Origin of the sequence: uncultured Dechloromonas sp., assembly GCF_945957265.1 — a bacterium.
Taxonomy (GTDB): domain Bacteria; phylum Pseudomonadota; class Gammaproteobacteria; order Burkholderiales; family Rhodocyclaceae; genus Azonexus.
Map to the genome: position 1 here is coordinate 89,881 of NZ_CAMFKO010000009.1, position 19,987 is coordinate 109,867.

The following is a 19,987-nucleotide window of genomic DNA, read 5'->3' on the forward strand; positions in this document are numbered from 1 at the left end:
CCACATTTTGCCGGAAATAGCCTTGGCGTTGCGCCCGGGAGGGTGATGGCAAATTCGCCAAATACTACAAAATAGTTCAGCTCGATCAATTACTTGCATTCGTCGGTCAAGCGGAATTTACATCTTCGATCCTTGACGGGGGGCACTGTCTCTCGCTTACACTCCCATTTCTAAGAATGAAATGGGCCGAGCGTTTGAAACGGCCCGGAGTGCAGACAAAAGGATGACAGTGAAGCGGAAAGTTCTGGTTGCCGATGCCTCGAAGGTGGTGCGTGCCTCGCTGTCCAAGCAGCTGGCCGAGCATTTCGAGGTTCGCGAGGAGGCAAGCGGCGAGTCTGCCTGGCAAACGCTGGTTCTCGACAGCGCCATTGTCGGCGTCGTCTCCGGCGTCAGCCTGACGAAGCTCGATGGCCTCGATCTGCTGGAGCGGATTCGCGAGAGCAAATTGTCGCGCCTCAAGTCGCTGCCGTTCTTTCTCGTCGTCTCGAATTCCTTTGGCGAGTCGGAGCGGATGCATGCCCGTGCGCGCGGTGTCACCGATTTTGTTGCCAAGGACTCCAGCAATGCCTCGCTGGATGGCGTGACCGCCATGCTGTTGGGCCTGGCGCCCGAGGCCTTGGAGGCCGCCGACGCGGCGGCGCCCGTAGCGTTTCCGGTGCTCGTCGCGGCCGCCGAAATCCAGCCGGACGACCTGGCGACGCGCACCGATGTCGGGGTCAGCGACGTTCTTGGAACGCTGGGCGGAATGGCGGGGCTTGAGCCCTCGGGTTTCGATGCGGCAGGGCCGATCGATGAGGACCTGGGGCACGACAGTCCGGTGTATGCGCAGGATAGCCTGGAGGCGGCGTTGGCGAAAATGCTTCCCGGCGCCCTCGAAGGGCGCGGGGTCGGCGTTCTGGCCTTTGGCCTGGATAACTACCGGGAGCTGATCGCGCAGCACGGCGAGGAGCTCGTCGCGCGAACGGTCGAGAAATTCTCCTTCATGGTCGCCAGGAAAATCAGGCCGGAGGATGTCATCAGCCAGCTTCCGGGCGGGCGCATCGTCATTGTCGCACCGGCGACGACGACCGCCATCTGCTCGGGGTTCGCGAATCGCATCTGCAAGGCGATGGCGACGGCGCAAATCGCGGTTCGCGGCCAGCGCATCGACCTGACGGTCAGTGCCGGCGTGGCCGTGATTCCCGAGGATGGCGTTTCTCTTTCCGGGCAGGCCTTGCTGAACCTGGCCGATGCCCGCCTCGACGATGCGCAGCGTGCGGGCGGCAACCGGGTTGTCGCCAAAGTCAATGCCAGAGGGAGTGGCGTCGGCAGTTGCGAGGCGTTTGTGCCTCAGCTCAAGGAACTGCTCGCATCGGTCGACCCGGCGGTCTTGCGTCCCTGTCTCGGTACTGTCGGCTTGCAGTTGATTCCGCTGCTCAAGGAGATCGAAAGCAGCTTCCGCCTCGGCTTGCCGATCGACGACCTGAAGCGCCGCCTGTGGGATAAGGCGCGGGCCGAGCGCATGCTCTGAGCGGTACGCCCTGAGGTGCTCGTGGGCCTTGCTCTGGCGGCAAGCCGGGGTCAGCGTTCGGGGCGCAGCAGGCCGATTTCCCTTGCCGTATCCGGGCCGATGACCGTTTCTGCCAGGCTGGCCGGTATTTCGGAGGTGCTTTCGTCGATCGGGGTGCGTCCCCCCATGATTTCAGCGCGAACTTGCGGCAGTCGCGGGGAGCGCTGCGGCTCGGCGTAGCCTTGCGGGTGGATGGGCTGCAGCGTGGCGGGGTCGTATTTGTCGGTTGCGCCAAAGGTGTGCAGCAGTTCGTGGGCAATGACCACGTTGTTCTGCCGTCGTTGCTGGCGGCTGGCGTAAGCGTGGATGAGGCCGAGCTGGCCCTTGGCGAGGCCGGTGGAATGCGGGGCCCTGCCGTTCAATTCGGGGTCGTGGAACAGCACGAACAGGCGGACCTGCGGCTTGGGTCCGGCGATGGCGTCGTGCCGGGAAGCCCACCAGCGTAGTTGCAGGCTCCACAGGATGGCTTCAAGCGCGCCGGCGCGGTTCGGCGGGAGAGGCGGCCTGTCGCTCAAGGGCGGCGCCAGTTGCAGCACGACGGGCTGCAGGACCGGGCGTCCGTGACGATTACTCTCGGTTTGCAGCCATTGCGCGATGTCGTCGAAGCTGTCGGCGCTCAGATTGTTCAGGTAGTTGCGTGTGGCCGGCGAGTCATCGGCGGCAATCGGGTAGATCGCCACGTGCACCGAGTGCTCCCATGCGGTCAGCCTGGCGTTGGCCCGCCACGCGCCCAGGCCGACGGTGGCCAGGACGAGGATGAGGATGGCGATGCGAAATTTTCGGAACATGTCCTGAATCGGAGTCGGCTATCGGTCGTGAACGAAGGCGGATGAAAAAACCCGGCCGCAGCCGGGTTCTCATGCATGCCGTGCAATCAGGCCTTGAGCGGGATCTTGCCGATCTTGACTTGCCATTCCTTCGGGCCGGTTTCATGCACGCTGGTGCCGGAAGAATCGACGGCCACGGTGACCGGCATGTTCTCGACATCGAACTCGTAGATGGCTTCCATGCCGAGGTCGGCGAAGCCGACGACCTTGGCCGACTTGATCGCCTTGGCGACCAGGTAGGCGGCGCCGCCGACGGCCATCAGGTAGGCCGACTTGTTGTCCTTGATCGCCGCGATGGCGGTCGGGCCGCGCTCGGACTTGCCGACCATGGAGATCAGGCCGGTCTGCTCCAGCATCATGCGGGTGAACTTGTCCATGCGGGTGGCGGTGGTCGGACCGGCCGGGCCGACGACTTCGTCGCGCACCGGGTCGACCGGCCCGACGTAGTAGATGACGCGGTTGGTGAAGTCCACCGGCAGCTTCTCGCCCTTGGCCAGCATGTCGGAAATGCGCTTGTGGGCGGCATCGCGGCCGGTCAGCATCTTGCCGTTGAGGAGCAGCTTCTGGCCGGGCTTCCAGGAGGCGACTTCTTCCTTGGTCAGGGTGTCGAGGTTGACCGGGGTGGCCGACTGGAGATCGGGCGTCCAGGTCACGGCCGGCCAGTCTTCCAGCTTCGGCGGCTCGATTTTGGCCGGGCCGGAGCCGTCCAGGTGGAAATGGCAGTGGCGGGTCGCGGCACAGTTCGGCACCAGGGCGACCGGCAGGTTGGCGGCGTGGCAGGGGTAGTCGAGCACCTTGACGTCGAGCACGGTGGTCAGGCCGCCCAGGCCCTGGGCACCGACGCCCAGCGCGTTGATCTTTTCCATCAGCTCGAGGCGCAGTTCTTCCGGACGGCTCAGCTTGGCACCGGAGGCGGCCTTGGCCTTCAGTTCGTGGATGTCGACAGGCGCCATGATGGATTCCTTGGCCAGCAGCATGGCCTTCTCCGGCGTGCCGCCGATACCGATACCGATGATGCCCGGCGGGCACCAGCCGGCGCCCATTTCCGGAATCTTCTTGAGTACCCAGTCGACCAGGTCGTCGGACGGGTTGAGCATGGCGAACTTGGACTTGGCTTCCGAGCCGCCGCCCTTGGCCGCGCAGATGACCTCGACGTGGTGGCCTTCGACGATCTCGAAGTGCACGACGGCCGGGGTGTTGTCCTTGGTGTTCTTGCGGGTGCCGGCCGGGTCGGCGAGCACGGAGGCGCGCAGCGGATTGTCCGGGTTGGCGTAGGCGCGGCGGACGCCCTCGTTGATCATCTCCTGGATGCTCATCGTCGCATCCGGCCAGCTGACCTGCATGCCGACCTTGATGAAAACCATGCCGATACCGGTGTCCTGGCAGATCGGGCGATGACCTTCGGCAGCCATCCGGGAGTTGGTCAGGATCTGGGCGATGGCGTCCTTGGCGGCGGGGTTTTCCTCGCGCTCGTAGGCTTCACCCAAGGCCTTGATGTAATCCAGCGGGTGATAGTAGCTGATGTACTGGAAGGCATCGGCGACGGACTGGATCAGGTCTTCCTGTTTGATGGCGGTCATGCGGGACTCCGGTTTAGTGGCTCTTGTGTTGCAAGGCGAGGGTCTGGGTCATCATCTTGTCGACCAGCGCCATGGCGAGGGCCGAGACAAGGAAGACCAGATGGATGACAACCTGCCAGAGCAGGGTGTGCTCGGACAGGTTGGCAGCATTGATGAAGCTTTTCAGCAGGTGGATCGACGAGATGCCGATGATCGCCGTGGATAGCTTGATCTTGAGTACGCCGGCATTGACGTGCGACAGCCATTCCGGCTGGTCCGGATGGTCGTCCAGGTCGAGGCGCGAGACGAAGGTCTCGTAGCCGCCGACGATGACCATGACCAGCAGGTTGGCGATCATCACCACGTCGATCAGGCCGAGGACGATCAGCATGACGTCGGTTTCGGTCATGTGGTGCGGGCCGAAGGCGCCGGTGACCAGGTGGCTCAACTCGACCATGAACAGCCAGCAGTAAACCACCTGGGCGACGATCAGGCCGACGTAGAGCGGGGCCTGAATCCAGCGGCTGGCAAAGATGAACGATTCGAGGGATTTGACGGGCGAACTCATCATCGGGAGGGCGGTTGGTTGGGGGCGTCGAGTTTACCACGGGGGGCGCGTCTGCCGGGGTGGGCTGAGGGTTGTCATGGAAAGTTACTGAATTGCTGCGGCGCAGCGTGATTTCGTAAGTCCTTTGTAAGATTATCCGGGTCTAATGCCGCCTCAACGCTGGCGAGGGGAATGAGGTGTTCTCCAGCTTGCGCGGCTTTAAACGTCCCGGGGGAAAGCCCGAGATCCGATCGGTTGTTTCAACATAATTGCGAAGTACCGCAGAGGAGAAAAATATGTCGAATGAGTCCGTGCAGCTTATCTATCCGTCTGACGAAATCGTCAAGAATGCGGCGGTTTCCGGGATGGACGCCTACAAGGCGCTGTGCGCGGAAGCAGAAGCCGACTACGAAGGTTTCTGGGCCAAGCGTGCCCGCGAATTCATCAGCTGGAAAACCCCATTCACCCAGACGCTCGATGAATCCAATGCTCCGTTCTTCAAGTGGTTTGCCGACGGCAAGCTGAACGTTTCCTACAACTGCCTCGACCGCAATGTCGAAGCCGGTCTGGGCGACAAGGTCGCCATCATCTTCGAAGCCGACAACGGCGAAGTCACCAAGGTCACCTACAAGGAACTGCTGGCCAAGGTCTGCAAGATGGCCAACCTGCTGCGTTCCAAGGGCGTCAAGAAGGGCGACCGCGTCGTCATCTACCTGCCGATGACCATCGAAGGCATCGTCGCCATGCAGGCCTGTGCCCGTATCGGCGCCCCGCACTCCATCGTTTTCGGCGGCTTCTCCGCCCAGTCGCTGCGCGATCGTATCAACGACGCCGGCGCCGTCATGCTGATCACCTCCGACGGCCAGTTCCGCGGCGGCAAGGCCATCCCGCTCAAGCCGATCGCCGATGAGGCCTTCTCCATGGGCGGCTGCGAATCCGTCAAGAACGTCATCGTCTTCAAGCGCACCGGCGGCGATGTCAATATGGTTGCCGGCCGCGACGAGTGGCTGCACGACGGCCTGGCCAACCAGCCGGAAACCTGCGAACCGGAATGGGTCGAAGCCGAACACCCGCTGTTCCTGCTCTACACCTCGGGTTCCACCGGCAAGCCGAAGGGTGTCCAGCACTCCACCGGCGGCTACCTGCTGCACGCCATCATGACCATGAAGTGGACCTTCGACATCAAGCCGTCGGATACCTTCTGGTGTACGGCCGACATCGGCTGGGTGACCGGCCACACCTACATCACCTACGGCCCGCTGGCCTGCGGCGCCACCGAAATCGTCTTCGAAGGCGTGCCGACCTATCCGGACGCCGGCCGTTTCTGGAAGATGATCCAGGACCACAAGGCCACCATCTTCTACACCGCCCCGACCGCGATCCGTTCGCTGATCAAGGCTGCCGACAGCAATGCCGCCGTGCATCCGAAGAGCTACGACCTGTCGTCGCTGCGCATCCTCGGTTCGGTCGGCGAGCCGATCAACCCGGCCGCCTGGCAGTGGTACTACGACAACGTCGGCGGCGGCCGCTGCCCGATCGTCGATACCTTCTGGCAAACCGAGACCGGCGGCCACATGATCACCCCGCTGCCGGGCGCCACGCCGCTGGTGCCGGGCTCCTGCACCCTGCCGTTCCCGGGCATCCAGTTCGCCGTGGTCGATGAGACCGGCGCCGACCTGCCGTGGGGCCAGGGCGGCATCCTGGTCTGCAAGAAGCCGTGGCCGTCCATGATCCGCACCATCTGGGGCGATCCGGACCGTTTCGTGAAGTCCTACTACCCGGCCGACTTCCAGGGCAAGTACTACCTGGCTGGCGACGGTGCGATCCGCGACAAGGACACCGGCTACTTCACCATCACCGGTCGTATCGACGACGTGCTGAACGTTTCCGGTCACCGCATGGGCACCATGGAAATCGAATCCGCGCTGGTCGCCAACCCGCTGGTCGCCGAAGCTGCCGTCGTCGGCCGCCCGGACGACCTGACTGGCGAAGCCATCGTCGCCTTCGTGGTTCTCAAGGGCGCTCGCCCGACCGATCCGGAAGCTGCCAAGAAGATCATCAAGGAACTGTCCGACTGGGTGGGCAAGGAGATCGGTCCGATCGCCAAGCCCAAGGACATCCGTTTCGGCGACAACCTGCCGAAGACCCGTTCCGGCAAGATCATGCGCCGTCTGCTCCGTGGCCTGGCCAAGGGCGAGGAACTCACGCAGGACACCTCGACGCTCGAGAACCCGGCCATTCTGGAACAGCTGAAGGGCTAAGGCGAACGTGCCGGGTTTTGCCTACGGTGAAACCCGGTCGCCGGCCGGCAATCTTCGGGTTGCCGGCCTGACACGATCAACAGGGATGATGGCCTTGCCACATCATCCTGACAGAACAAGGGGCAAGGAGGAGACAATGGTCGCCCATAAGGTGACTTCCCGTGTGGTCGCACATGACTGCATTCCCGAACGGCTGGCACGCTTGGCGTGCCGGCCGTTTTTATTTTTGCGGGGTGGGACATGAAACGGGCGAGCCCGACCCGCCAGCGGCTGGCCGCGCTCGGCCTGCTCGGCATTCCGTTGCTGACCTATCCCTTGCTCAGCCTGCCAGGCGGCAGCCTGTGGGGGATTCCGGCCGGCTACCTCTACCTTTTCGGCGTGTGGGCCGGACTGATAGTCCTGGCGGCCTGGGTCGCCGAGAGGCGGAGCAAGTAAATGGTGCTCTCCGGCTGGTTCATCGCGCTGTTGTCGGTGGCCTATCTCGGCCTGCTGTTCGCCGTCGCCCGCTTTGGCGATGCGCGGGCGGATGCCGGCAAGTCGATCATCTCGGCCAACGTCTACGCGCTGTCGCTGGCCGTCTATTGCACCTCGTGGACCTTCTACGGCAGCGTCGGCCGGGCGACCTCGGGCGGCCTGTCCTTCCTGACCATCTACCTGGGGCCGACGCTGATGCTGCTGTTCGTCAGCGTCATCGTCAAGATGATCCGCATCAGCAAGGCGCAGCGCATCACGTCGATCGCCGACTTCATCGCCTCGCGCTACGGCAAGAGCCAGTTGCTGGCGGGGATGGTGACGATCATCGCGGTGATCGGGGTGGTGCCCTACATCGCCCTGCAGCTCAAGGCGATGGCGGCCAGCGTCGATGTCCTGCTGGCGCATTCGGGACGCAGCGGCGTCTGGCTGGGGCTCGATTCGACCTTCCTGATCGCCGCCATCCTGGCCCTGTTTTCCATCCTTTTCGGCACCCGCCACCTCGACGCCACGGAGCGCCACGAGGGCATGGTGGCGGCGGTCGCCTTCGAATCGGTGGTCAAGCTGATCGCCTTCATGGCGGTCGGAGTCTTCGTCACATACGGCATGTTCGGCGGCCTCGGCGACCTGTTCCAGCGCGCCGCGGCGACGGCCGACCTCGGGCGCCTGCTGCAGCTCGATTCGTCGCGCGCCGGGACGTGGACGGCCATGATCGTGCTGTCCGGTCTGGCCATCGTTTTCCTGCCGCGCCAGTTCCAGATCATCGTCGTCGAGAATGTGGACGAATCGCACGTCAAACGGGCGGTCTGGCTGTTCCCGCTCTACCTGCTGCTGATCAACATCTTCGTCCTGCCGCTGGCGCTCGGCGGTTTGCTGCACTTCGACGGCCAGGGTATGAATTCCGATACCTTCGTGCTCACCCTGCCGCTGGCGCGCGGCGCCGAATCCCTGGCCCTGCTCGCCTTCATCGGCGGGCTGTCGGCGGCCACCGGCATGGTCATCGTCGAGACCATCGCGCTGTCCACCATGGTCTGCAACGACCTGGTCATGCCCTGGCTGCTGCGTTCGGCCTGGCTGCAGGCCCGGCATCACCAGGACCTGTCGGGGGTGCTGATCGGCATCCGGCGGGTCGCCATCGCTCTCATCGTGCTGCTCGGCTACATCTATTTCCGTGCCGCCGGCGAGGCCTACGCGCTGGTCGGCATCGGGCTGATCTCGTTCGCCGCCGTCGCCCAGTTCGCGCCGGCCATGTTCGGCGGCATGTACTGGAAGCAGGGCACGCATGCCGGCGCCGTGGCCGGGCTGGCGGCCGGTTTCGTCGTCTGGCTGTACACCTTGCTGCTGCCGTCGTTCGCCAAGTCGGGCTGGATTTCCAGCGGCTTCGTCGAGCAGGGGCTGTTCGGCATCCCGTGGCTCAAGGCGCAGATGCTGTTCGGGCTGGGCGGCATGGACGAGATTTCGCATTGCCTGTGGTGGAGCATGCTGGCCAATATCGGCTGCTACGTCGCCGTCTCCCTCGGTTCCCGACCGGATGCGGTCGAGGCCAGCCAGGCGGAACGCTTCGTCGATGTCTTCCGCTTCGATCGTCGGAATGCCGAAGCCCGGCTGTGGCGCGGCAAGGCCTCGCTCGATGCCCTGGTCCGCTTGCTCGAGCGTTTCCTCGGCGCCGGCCGGGCGCAGCAGCAACTGGCCCTCTACGCCCGGGGGCGGGGCCTCGGCGACTGGCGCAAGCTGCCGGCCGATGCCGAGTTCGTCCATTTCGCCGAGGCCGAGCTGGCCGGCGCCATCGGTTCGGCCAGCGCCCGGGTGATGGTCGCGTCGGTGGCCGAGGAGGAGGACCTCGGGCTGGACGAGGTTCTCGACATCCTCGACGAGGCGACCCAGGTCAGGGCCTACAGCCGGGAACTGGAGGCCAAGCAGCAGGAGCTGGAGGCGGCGACCAACGAGCTGCGCGAAGCGAACGAGCGGCTGCGCGAGGTCGATCGCATGAAGGACGATTTCATTTCGACGGTGACGCACGAGTTGCGCACGCCGCTGACCTCGATCCGGGCATTGTCGGAAATGCTGCACGAAGACCCGCGCATCGACCTGAGCAACCGGCGGCGCTTCCTCGGCATCATCGTCAATGAAACGGAGCGCCTGACGCGCCTGATCAACCAGATCCTCGACATGGCCAAGCTGGAATCGGGGCGGGCAGAGTGGACGACGGGCGAGGTCGATATCGGGGCGATTGCCCGCGAGACCATGGATTCGCTCGGGCAGCTGTTCCGCGAGCGGGGCGTCGCGCTGGACAGCGACATTCCGGCGCTCGGCCCGGTCGTGCTGGCCGATAGCGACCGCCTGACCCAGGTCCTGATCAACTTGCTGTCCAATGCCGTCAAGTTCGTGCCGGCGAACAGCGGCCGGGTGCATGTCCGGGTCGGCGTCGATGGCGCCATGGTGCGCGTCGAGGTGAGCGACAACGGCCCGGGGCTGACCGCCGAGGAATGCGATGTCATTTTCGAAAAATTCCGTCAGGGTGGAAACACCATGACCGACAAACCGCAGGGCACGGGGCTCGGGCTGCCGATCAGCCGGCAGATCATCGAATATTTCGGTGGTAAGCTTTGGGTTGAAAGCCGCCCGGGCGAGGGCGCGAATTTCATTTTCACGGTGCCGTTGCCGGCATCGGAGGAATAACAAAGGGAGACTAAACGCATGACCAAAAAAATACTCATCGTCGATGACGAACCCAACATCGTCATCTCGCTCGAATTCCTGATGAAAAAGGAAGGTTTCGAGGTTGCCGTGGCCGTCGATGGCGAAGAAGCGCTCGCCAAGGTCGACAGCTTCCGGCCCGATCTCGTCCTGCTCGACGTCATGATGCCGAAGAAATCCGGCTTCGAGGTCTGCGAAGCCCTGCGTGCCGATCCGGAAAAGGCCGGCCTGCTGGTCATCATGCTCACCGCCAAGGGGCGGGAGACCGAGGTCGCCAAGGGGCTGGCCATCGGTGCCGACGCCTACGTGACCAAGCCCTTCTCGACCAAGGACCTGGTGGTCAAGGTCAAGGGCATGCTCGGCACGGCCTGATTCAGGACCTTTCCGGCCTGGCGCCGGAGCCCCTGCAACGATAACCAACCATCCTGGGATGCCTGCCATGAAGGCAAAACATCGTTTCATCCTCGCCGTGCTCGTTCTCGGTCTGTTGATGACCGGGCCTTTTGTCGTCACCTCCTTCCTCGTCTGGCTGGACATGAAGGAGGCCGAGCGCAACATGCTGACCGAGCTGCTGGTCTCCCGCCTGCCGGTCGGCACGATGATGACGCTGTTCGGTTTCGTGATCGGCGTGCTGGTCCTGCACAAGCTGTTCAAGCAATACGTCGAAGGCTTGTTGCGCATGGCCGAGACGCTGCGCCTGATGCTCGGCGCCAACCGCAATTTCCGCGTGGCGCCGGAAGGTCCGCCGGAGGTGCAGCAGCTGGCGCAGGCCGCCAACGACCTGGCGCAACAGCGCGATGCGCTGATGGACGACGTCGATTCGCAGATCGCCCGCGCCAAGGCCTCGGTCGAGGAGGAAAAGAACCGGCTGGCGGCGCTGATGTCGGAACTGGCGCAGGCGGTGGTCGTCTGCAACCTCGATGGCCGCATCCTGCTCTACAACAACCGCGCCCGCCTGCAGTTCAAGGCGCTGTCGCAGGGGCCGACTTCGGTGGCCGGCGGGGCGCTGATCGGGCTCGGGCGTTCGATCTTCTCGATCCTGGAAAAGAGCCAGGTCGAGCATTCCCGCGAGGTCATCGACCAGCGCCTGGCCAACGGCAAGACGGCGATCGCCAATTTCATCACCACCACGCGCGGCGGCCAGTTGCTGCGCGTCCAGATGGTGCCGGTGCTCGGCGGGGCGGGGGAGGCGACGATGTCGGGCTACGTGCTGACCGTCGAGAACATCACGCGCAGCATCGAGGAAGAGGAGCGCCGCGACCAGGCGCTGCATACGCTGACCCAGGGCAGCCGTTCGGCGATCGGCAACATCCGGGCCGCGGTGGCCAACCTGATCGATTATCCGGACATGGAGCCGGAGCTGCGCCAGCGTTTCCTGCACGTCATCGACGACGAGGTCGCCCGGCGCAGCCAGGTCATCGACCAGACCATGAACCAGTTTTCCGATGCCATCAAGACGCGCTGGCCGCTGGAGGACGTGCTGGGCATCGACATCGTCGCCGCCGCCCAGCGCCGCATCGACGACAAGCTCAAGCTGCCGACCAAGACGGAGGAAATGGACGATGCGCTGTGGATCAAGGCGGACAGCTTCTCGCTGGTTTTCGCCCTGGTCTCGCTGGCTTCCAAGCTGCAGGATCATTATGCGCCGCGCGAATTGCGCTTCCGCCTGACCTCCAATGGCAAGCTGGCCTATCTCGACCTGATCTGGGCCGGCCCGGCCATGTCGTCGGAAACCTTCTACACTTGGGAAATGGAGTCCATGCAGGTCGGCACCGAAAGCTCGCCGCTGACCCTGCGCGACGTCATCGACCGCCATGGCGGCGAAATCTGGTACGAGCGCGAGAAGGCGGCGCACCGGGCCTTCTTCCGCTTCGTGCTGCCGGTGGCCACCCCGGAAGCCGAACAGGTGATCGAGGAGCGCCACGTCACCGGCCGCCCGGAATACTACGATTTCGACCTGTTCAAGTTCGAGGACAAGTCCATCGACCTCGATCGCAAGCTGTCCGAGCTGACCTATACGGTGTTCGATACCGAGACCACCGGCCTGGAGCCCTCGAACGGCGACGAGATCATCCAGGTCGGCGCCGCGCGTATCGTCAATAACCGCCTGCTGCGCCAGGAAACCTTCAACCAGATCGTCGATCCGGAAATCCCGCTCAAGCCGGAATCCATTCCCATCCACGGCATCACCGAGGACATGGTGCGCGGCCAGCCGAACATCGACGTCGTGCTGCCGGCTTTCCACGAATTCTGCGAAGACACGGTGCTGATCGCCCACAACGCCGCCTTCGACATGCGCTTCCTGCAACTCAAGGAGGGGCGCACCGGCATCCGCTTCACGCAGCCGGTGCTCGATACGCTGCTGCTGTCGGCCGTGGTGCATCCGAACCAGGAATCGCACAAGCTGGACGTGATCCTCGAACGCCTCGGCATCACCATCGGCACCCGGCACAATGCGCTGGAGGACGCGCTGGCGACCGGCGAGGTCTTCCTGAAACTGGTCAGGCTGCTGGAGGACAAGGGTATCGTCACGGTGCGCCAGGCGCTGGAAGCGGCCGAGAAAACCTATTTCGCCCGGGTGAAATACTGATCGCCGTGAGCACCGCGCCCTTGCTGCTTTGCCGACAGCGCATCGACCTGTTTGCCGCGATCGATGCGCTGCCCGCCCTGGACGGGGCGCCGGCGCTGGCCGCGGCCGTCCGTGCGCACCTGCAGGGGGCGCTGGCCGGCGGCATGGATGGCGTGGCCGCCACCCGCCTGATTTCGCTGTTCAACGACCGCCTGACGATGCGGGTTGTCGACCTGACGGCGCGCCGCCATCGCCTGCCGCAGGTGGCGTGGTGCTGGCTCGCCCTCGGCTCCGAGGGGCGGCACGAGCAGACTTTCGTCACCGACCAGGACAACGGGCTGCTCTTCCATGCCAGCAGCGAACAGGAGGCCGGCGCCTTGCGCGAGCTGTTCCTGCCTTTTGCGCAGGAAGCGAATCAGCGCCTGGCCGACTGCGGTTTCACCCTGTGTCCGGGCAAGATCATGGCCGGCAATCCGGCCTGGTGCCTGTCGCTCGACGAATGGCGGGAGCAGTTCATCGAATGGGTGCGTCGTCCCGAGCCCGAAGCGCTGCTCAACGCCAGCATCTTCTTCGACCTGCGCCCGCTGCATGGGGATCTCGCGCTGGGCGAGCAGTTGCGTACCCTGCTGCTGTCCCTGACGACCAGTACGCCGGCATTCCAGCATCTGATGGCGGCGAATGCGCTGCACGCCGAGGCCCCCCTGAATTTCCGCGGCGAGGTCGCGGTCAACGGCGAGGGCGAAGTGGATCTCAAGAAATTCGGCAGCCGGATCTTCGTCGATGCGGCCCGCATCTTCGCGCTGACCGCCGGCACGCCGAGCGTCAACACCTCGGAACGCCTGCACCAGGCCGGCAGGGCGGTCGGTTTGCCGGAGATCGAGCTGGCCAGCCTCGACGCGGCGTTCTCCCATATCCTGCGCCTGCGCCTGGTCCAGCAGATTGCCGCTGCCGCCGCGGGAACGGCGGCGGGTTCCGGTCTGAAACCCGCCGCATTGAACGACATGGATCAGGCCATCCTGCGCGAGGCGCTCAAGCAGGCCAAACGCCTGCAACAACGTCTCAAGTTAAACTATGCACTCTGAAGAAGAAACGAGGTTGTCGTGACTACGCAACAGCAAACAGGGCAGGACATGGTCGTTGGCCAGGTGGAAATGACGCTGCGCGAAAAGGGGCGTACTCGCATGGCCGGCAACACCATCGCATTTCTTCGCAACCATGCGCCGTTCAACAAAATGCAGCCGGATGCGCTGCAGCGTTTCGCGGAAAAGGCGCAGATTGCGTTTTACCCTGCCGGCAGCGAGATCATCGGCCCCGATGCGGGTAACGTCCGCTACTTCTACCTGATCGAGTCGGGCAAGGTTCAGGCGCGGCAGGCCGGCGAGGTGACGGTGACCGAGTATTCCATCCTCAGCCTGGGCGCCGGGGAGGGCTTCCCGATCGGCGCGGTCACCGCCGGGCGGCCGTCCACCAATGTCTATCTGGCGGTCGAAGACAGCTTCTGCTACCAGTTGCCGGCCGAGGATTTCCTGGCGCTGGTCGCCTCCAGTCCCGAGTTCAACCTGTTCTGCACGCAGTACATCGCCAGCCTGCTCGACCAGTCGCGCCGGCAGTTGCAGCTCCAGTTCGCACAGCGCGCCAGCGAGCAGCAGACCCTCAATTCCCCGCTGGCCGGCATCGGCTCGCGTTCGCCGATTACCGTGACGCCGGATACGCCGCTGCGGGCCGCGCTGGAAACCATGTCGCAGGCCGGAGTCGGCTCGCTGGTCGTGGCCGGCGAGGACCGCAAGGCGGTTGGCGTGTTCACCCGCAGCGATCTGCTGGACCGCGTGGTGCTGGCCGAGTTGCCCTTGGGCACGCCGGTCGGCGAGGCGATGACGGCGAGCCCGTTCATGCTCGAGGAGCATGCCACGGCGTACGACGCGATGTTCGCCATGGCCACCCACGGCATCCGCCACGTGCTGGTGACCGATGCCGAAGGCCGCCTGACCGGCGTGGTCTCGGAGCGCGACCTGTTCTCGTTGCAGCGTGTCGGCCTGCGCCAGATTCGGCAGGCCATCGACGGGGCGCACAATGTCGAAGCCCTGCAACAGGCTGCCGCCGACGTGCGCCAGCTGGCCTTCAACATGCTGGCCCAGGGGGTGGGGTCGGAGCAGCTCACCCAGTTCATTTCGGCGCTCAACGACGCCTTGACCCGCCGTGTCATCCAGCTCAACCTGGAAAAGCACGCTTTCGACGGCATCGAGTGGGCCTGGCTGGCTTTCGGTTCGGAAGGGCGCGACGAACAGACCTTCAGCACCGACCAGGATAACGGCATCGTCTTCCAGCCGCCCGAGGGCGCCTCCGTCGACGCGCTGAAACAGCGTTTCCTGGCCTATGCCCTGGATGTGAACAAGGATCTCGATCGCTGCGGTTTCCCGCTGTGCAAGGGCAACATCATGGCCAGCAATCCGCAGTGGTGCCTGACGCTCGACGAGTGGAAGGAGCAGTTCGGCAGCTGGATTCGCCAGCCGCATCCCGATGCCTTGCTCAACGCCACGATCTTCTTCGATTTCCGGCCCTTGTTCGGCAAGGCCGAGCTGGCCGAGGCCATGCGCCGCCATTTGCTGGCCCTGACGGCCTCCAACCCGATGTTCCTGCGCGCCATGGCCAAGAATGCACTCGATGTCGAGCCGCCGCTCGGCAAGATTCGCGATTTCCTGACCGACCTCGAAGCCGACCATCCCGGCAAGATCGACCTGAAGAAATACGGTTCGCGCATCTTCGTCGATGTGGCGCGCATCTATGCCATGGCCAGCGGCGTGCACAACACCAATTCCATCCAGCGCCTGCGTCTGGCCGCGCAGCGCCTGAACATACGTTCCGACGAAATCAACGCGGTGCTCGAAGGGCTCAATTTCATCCAGTTGCTGCGCCTGCAGCACCAGTACCTGGAAGGCGAGCCGGGCAAGCAGGGCGACAACCTGATTGATCCGGAAACCCTGAACGAGCTGGATCGCCGCATCCTCAAGGAATCCTTCCGTCAGGCGCGCAAGATACAGACCCGTCTCAAACTCGATTACCAGGTGAACTGACCATGCTCGGCCTGAAGAAATTCCTGTTTCGCGGCGGCGCACCGAGCGGCTTGCCGGAGGACGTCAGGGCGTCGCTGGAGGCCTGGCGCAGCAGTACGGCGCCGGGGCTGGACGATCTGCATTTCCATACCCGCTACCTGGTCGTCGATATCGTGAGCAGCGGCCTCGATCCCGAAAAGGACCAACTGCTGGCCATTGCCGCCAGCAGCATCTGGCAGGGGGCGATCCAGCCGGACGACACCTTCTATGTCGATTTCTCGACATTGGACGGCGAGGGCGCGGCCGTCGACCGCCAGTTGATGGCTTTCCTGCTCTTCGCCGCCAAGGCGCCGATGGTGACCTATCACGTTCCGTATGTCGGCGGCTTTCTGCAGCGCGCCTACAAGGAGCGTCTCGGCCTCGATTTCCAGCCGCAGTGGGTGGATATGGCCTGGCTCATGCCGTCGATGTTCGAGGACAAGGGGCATACCGTGATGCCGCTCGACCACTGGCTCGAGCTGTTCGGGATGGGAGGCGGGGAAGGGCGGCGCGACGCGATGGCCAACACGCTGCTGCTCGGCCGTCTTTTCCAGATGTTGCTGGTGCGGGCGGTCGGCAAGCAGATCGACACCGCGGCCAGGCTGGTCGACGAGTCGCGCGCCAGCAGCTTCCTGCGGCGTACCCACTAGTTTTCCCGATGTTGAGGTCGCTGACCCGCCTGCAGCGCTATTACCTGTATTACACAGGCGGCTTTCTCGCGTTCATCGGGGCGCTGGCCGTTCTCGAGCAGCATGGCATGCCGCCGCGCTGGATCGGTTACGCCTTCCTGATGTTCACCATCGCGATGTATGCGCTGATCGGCATCATCAGCCGGACCTCCGACGTGTCGGAGTACTACGTGGCCGGCCGGCGCGTGCCGGCCTTCTTCAACGGCATGGCGACCGGCGCCGACTGGATGAGTGCCGCATCGTTCATCGGCATGGCGGGAACGCTCTATCTGTCAGGGTTTCAGGGCCTGGCCTATGTCATCGGCTGGACCGGCGGTTTCGTGCTGGTGGCGCTGCTGCTGGCGCCGTACTTGCGGCGTTGCGAGCAGTACACCATCCCGGATTTCCTCGGCGCGCGCTACGGCGGCAATTCGATACGCCTCGTCGCCGTCGGGGCGGCCATCCTCGCCTCCTTCGTCTATGTGGTGGCGCAGATCTATGGCGTCGGCGTCATCACCAGCCGCTTTGTCAGCCTGCAGTTTGAAATCGGCGTGTTCGTCGGCCTGGCGGGGATTCTCGTCTGCTCCTTCCTGGGCGGCATGCGGGCAGTGACCTGGACGCAGGTGGCGCAGTATCTGATCCTGATCGTCGCCTACATCACGCCCGTCGCCATCCTGTCGTACAACGTCACCGGCAACCCGATTCCGCAACTGGTCTATGGCGAGGTACTGCAAAAGGTGACGCATCTGGAGAACCGGCTGTTCGATTCGCCGGCCGAGATCGAGGTGCGTCAGCTGTTCCACGAGCGCGCCGACGTGTACGCCCAGAAAATCATGCAACTGCCGCAATCGCTGAACAACGAGCGCGAGCAGCTATCCACCCAGATCAATCAACTCAAGGCCAGCGACGCGCAAATGCGCGACATCGTCGCCCTCGAGCGTCAGCGCCGGGAGTTGCCGCACGACCCGGAGCAGGCCAAGGTGCGCTGGGAGGCGGCGATGTTTTCCGCCGTCGAGCGGAGCCGCAAGCCGATCCATCATGCCGAGGCCTTTCCCGGGGATACGGAGGCGGAGCAGAATATCCTGCGCATCAATTTCCTGGCCCTGATTTTCTGCCTGACCGTCGGTACCGCTGCGCTACCGCACGTGTTGGTTCGTTACTACACGACTCCCACCGTACATGAAGCGCGCGAATCGGTGTTCTGGTCGCTGCTGTTCATTCTTCTGCTTTACATTACGGCGCCCGCCTACGCCGTGTTCGCCAAGCACGAGGTGCTGTCCCATCTGGCGGAAATCCCCATCGCCAAGCTGCCCGGCTGGGTGACTGCCTGGGCCAAGGTTGGCTTGGTCAGCATCGAGGACATCAATCTCGACGGGGTGCTGCAACTGGCGGAACTGTCGCTCAATCCGGACGTGATCGTCCTGGCGACGCCGGAAATCGCCGGCATGCCCTACGTCATCTCCGGACTGGTCGCGGCGGGCGGCCTGGCGGCCGCGCTATCCACCGCCGACGGCTTGCTACTCACCATCACCAGCGCCCTGTCCCACGACGTCTACTACCGCATCATCAGGCCGGACGCCTCGACGCAGTTCCGCCTGGTCATCTCCAAATCCATGCTGCTGGTGGTGGCGGTGCTTGCCGCCACGGTGGCCGCCGAAAAGCCGGGCACCATCCTGTCCATGGTGGCCTGGGCGTTCTCGATTGCCGGGTCGGCATTCTTCCCGGCCCTGGTGCTCGGCATCTTCTGGGAGCGAGCGACCCGCAAGGGCGCGCTGGCCGGCATGGTGGTCGGCGTATCCTTGTCGCTCTACTACATCCTGCGTGTCGAGTTCGACAGCATTCCCTGGCTCGGCATCAGCGGCTTCGGGATGGAACCCTGGTTCCACGTGCAGCCCACGGCGGCCGGCTTGTTCGGCGTTGTCGCCGGCTTTGCCACCATCATCGTGGTGTCGCTGATGACGCAGCCCGAACCGGGCGCAGAAGATTTCCTCACCAAGATTCGTCTGTCGAACGGCAAGGACGCATGAAAGGGAAACGCCATCTCTATTGGCGGCGGACCAGGCGCCTGACCTTTGTCCTGCTCCTGCTCTGGTTCTGCGTGACCTTCGGCACGACCTGGTTTGCGCGGGACATCAATCAGATCGTCATCTTCGGCTTCCCGCTGGGCTTTTACATGGCGGCGCAGGGCGGATTGGTGCTCTTCCTGGTCATCATCTGGTGGTACAACCGGCAGATGAAGAAAATCGATATCGAATTCGGGCTGGAAGACGAATAGCCCGGATGACCCTGTTTCTGATCAGCGCGGCTCGCGCCGTCATCGAGATGCTGGGCCTCTGCCTGATCGGCCAGGGAGCGCTGCATGTTCTGGCCGGGCGCGGCAGGGAGAGCAACAGGATATATCAGCTGTTCGCACTGATCACCCGTGCACCAAGGCAACTCGTCGCCGCGATCATGCCGGGCTTCACGGGCCGGGCCACAGGCGTGGCCTGCTTCGTGATCCTGCTCCTGCTCTGGCTCGGACTCGCTTTTCTCCGAAAGATTATTTGACCATTACAGGGATTCTGCTAGAATGCACGGCTTCCCGGAGAGGTGGATGAGCGGTTTAAGTCGCACGCCTGGAAAGCGTGTGTGGGTTAATAGCCCACCGCGGGTTCGAATCCCGCCCTCTCCGCCAGGATTCTGCAAGGCCTGATTTCTTAATCTAATCAATAGGTTACGAAGTCAGGCTTTTTGCATTTAACCCAACAATTAACCCAAGTCTTAACCCAACTGGAACACGCTGGGGACAGTCAATAATTCTTGGTCTTGGGGCTGTGTCTGACTAGTAGTCACGTTGCTACGGAATCCTCAGACCAACTGAAGATATTTACCGGACCACTACAGAGCCTACACAACAGGACAGCCTGTAGGTCATCCGGTAGGACATCTTCAGACGTCTACAGGTAACTTCTCTACTGATACTGCTTATCAGGTCTTACCTTACCTAGGCATCTTCCTGGGGCATCTATAGAGTCCCTAAAGGGGCATCTTCAGATGATCTGTAGGGACATCTTTAGGTGTATCTATAGGTATATGTAACCGGGGGAGAGGGAAGGGCCTCCCTTCTATAGGTGGGTTTTACTTAGTTGAATCTGCGTAATGCATTGAATATAAACAATAAAACCCCATTTCCGGGTGTCTTTGTTTATGCGTTTGTCTTTGCCTGCTGACACGAAAAAATAGCCCCGGAAGGCCGTCTGAAGGGTGCCCTATGGGCTTCCTCGTTTGACGGCTTCCAGGGCTATTAACGTGCGTCCTAGCGGCTGTTTTGCTTCTTCGCCTGGGCCAAGTATTGGCTGGCAATCTCCTGGACGTTCTGAAGGCGCTCAGGGCATGGGATGACGACAAACCGGCCTACGACTTCCCGCAACTGTTCTCGCCACCAATCCTCAGGCCGGGAGGTGTCTTGAACGCCTCCAGGAAGTCCTACAGGTGCCTCCAGTCCGCCCATTATGGCGGCTAGGTAGCCCTCCAGGACTACCAATAGCGCCTCCTTTGTGGCTGCACCGGGAGCCTCGTAGAATCGCTCCCTAGTGTTGCAGATGGCTGATAGCCAGTAGGGCAAAGGGTGTGGCACTAGACGCCACTCCTGGGGTCTTCCGGGGGCTTCATCCTGGGACCCTTCCGTTTCTTGCGTCGCCCACTGCCCAACAGCTTAACAGGCTGCTGAAATACTGCACCATCCTGTAGACGAAACGGTGGGTAGAAGCG

The 19,987-nt window shown here is 63.4% G+C and carries 15 protein-coding genes and 1 tRNA gene; 13 read left to right on the top strand and 3 right to left on the bottom strand.

Annotated features, from left to right (window positions below):
- Positions 1–229 precede the first annotated feature (229 nt).
- Positions 230–1,510, top strand: coding sequence for a diguanylate cyclase (locus Q0P59_RS07080; RefSeq protein ID WP_295005021.1), 1,281 nt, complete (start codon positions 230–232; stop codon positions 1,508–1,510).
- A gap of 50 nt (positions 1,511–1,560) precedes the next feature.
- Here Q0P59_RS07080 and Q0P59_RS07085 read toward each other — a convergent pair whose 3' ends face one another.
- The 3 genes from Q0P59_RS07085 to Q0P59_RS07095 all read right to left on the bottom strand — a co-directional run bounded on the left by Q0P59_RS07085 (position 1,561) and on the right by Q0P59_RS07095 (position 4,506).
- Positions 1,561–2,337, bottom strand: coding sequence for a hypothetical protein (locus Q0P59_RS07085; RefSeq protein WP_295005023.1), 777 nt, complete (start codon positions 2,335–2,337; stop codon positions 1,561–1,563).
- 86 nt (positions 2,338–2,423) lie between these two features.
- Positions 2,424–3,956 (bottom strand): fumarate hydratase, encoded by a 1,533-nt coding sequence (locus tag Q0P59_RS07090; RefSeq protein WP_295005025.1) that lies wholly within the window; start codon positions 3,954–3,956, stop codon positions 2,424–2,426.
- 13 nt (positions 3,957–3,969) lie between these two features.
- Complete coding sequence (locus Q0P59_RS07095) at positions 3,970–4,506, bottom strand: TIGR00645 family protein (RefSeq protein ID WP_295005027.1); 537 nt, start codon at positions 4,504–4,506, stop codon at positions 3,970–3,972.
- Between the two features lie 272 nt (positions 4,507–4,778).
- Between Q0P59_RS07095 and acs the strand changes: the two genes are divergently transcribed.
- The 12 genes from acs to Q0P59_RS07155 all read left to right on the top strand — a co-directional run bounded on the left by acs (position 4,779) and on the right by Q0P59_RS07155 (position 18,911).
- A complete protein-coding gene (gene acs, locus Q0P59_RS07100) occupies positions 4,779–6,743 on the top strand; it encodes an acetate--CoA ligase (protein WP_295005029.1) in 1,965 nt (654 codons plus the stop codon).
- Between the two features lie 240 nt (positions 6,744–6,983).
- Positions 6,984–7,178: a hypothetical protein gene (locus Q0P59_RS07105; protein ID WP_295005031.1), complete on the top strand. Its 195-nt coding sequence runs from the start codon at positions 6,984–6,986 to the stop codon at positions 7,176–7,178.
- A gap of 3 nt (positions 7,179–7,181) precedes the next feature.
- Positions 7,182–9,893, top strand: coding sequence for a sensor histidine kinase (locus Q0P59_RS07110; RefSeq protein ID WP_295005048.1), 2,712 nt, complete (start codon positions 7,182–7,184; stop codon positions 9,891–9,893).
- Positions 9,894–9,911: 18 nt separating this feature from the next.
- Entirely contained in the window at positions 9,912–10,283 is a 372-nt protein-coding gene (locus tag Q0P59_RS07115) for a response regulator (RefSeq protein ID WP_295005032.1), read from the top strand.
- Positions 10,284–10,350: 67 nt separating this feature from the next.
- Positions 10,351–12,501 (top strand): exonuclease domain-containing protein, encoded by a 2,151-nt coding sequence (locus Q0P59_RS07120; protein WP_295005034.1) that lies wholly within the window; start codon positions 10,351–10,353, stop codon positions 12,499–12,501.
- Positions 12,502–12,506: 5 nt separating this feature from the next.
- A complete protein-coding gene (locus tag Q0P59_RS07125; RefSeq protein WP_295005036.1) occupies positions 12,507–13,562 on the top strand; it encodes a DUF294 nucleotidyltransferase-like domain-containing protein in 1,056 nt (351 codons plus the stop codon).
- Positions 13,563–13,661: 99 nt separating this feature from the next.
- Complete coding sequence (locus tag Q0P59_RS07130; protein ID WP_295005050.1) at positions 13,662–15,551, top strand: DUF294 nucleotidyltransferase-like domain-containing protein; 1,890 nt, start codon at positions 13,662–13,664, stop codon at positions 15,549–15,551.
- 2 nt (positions 15,552–15,553) lie between these two features.
- Entirely contained in the window at positions 15,554–16,219 is a 666-nt protein-coding gene (locus tag Q0P59_RS07135; protein ID WP_295005038.1) for a hypothetical protein, read from the top strand.
- An 8-nt stretch (positions 16,220–16,227) separates the two neighbouring features.
- Complete coding sequence (locus Q0P59_RS07140; protein ID WP_295005040.1) at positions 16,228–18,264, top strand: sodium:solute symporter family protein; 2,037 nt, start codon at positions 16,228–16,230, stop codon at positions 18,262–18,264.
- A complete protein-coding gene (locus Q0P59_RS07145; RefSeq protein WP_295005042.1) occupies positions 18,261–18,512 on the top strand; it encodes a DUF4212 domain-containing protein in 252 nt (83 codons plus the stop codon). Before Q0P59_RS07140 ends, Q0P59_RS07145 begins: the two co-directional genes overlap by 4 nt.
- Before the next feature lie 5 nt (positions 18,513–18,517).
- Entirely contained in the window at positions 18,518–18,784 is a 267-nt protein-coding gene (locus Q0P59_RS07150; RefSeq protein ID WP_295005044.1) for a hypothetical protein, read from the top strand.
- Between the two features lie 36 nt (positions 18,785–18,820).
- Positions 18,821–18,911, top strand: a tRNA-Ser gene (locus Q0P59_RS07155).
- Positions 18,912–19,987: the final 1,076 nt, after the last annotated feature.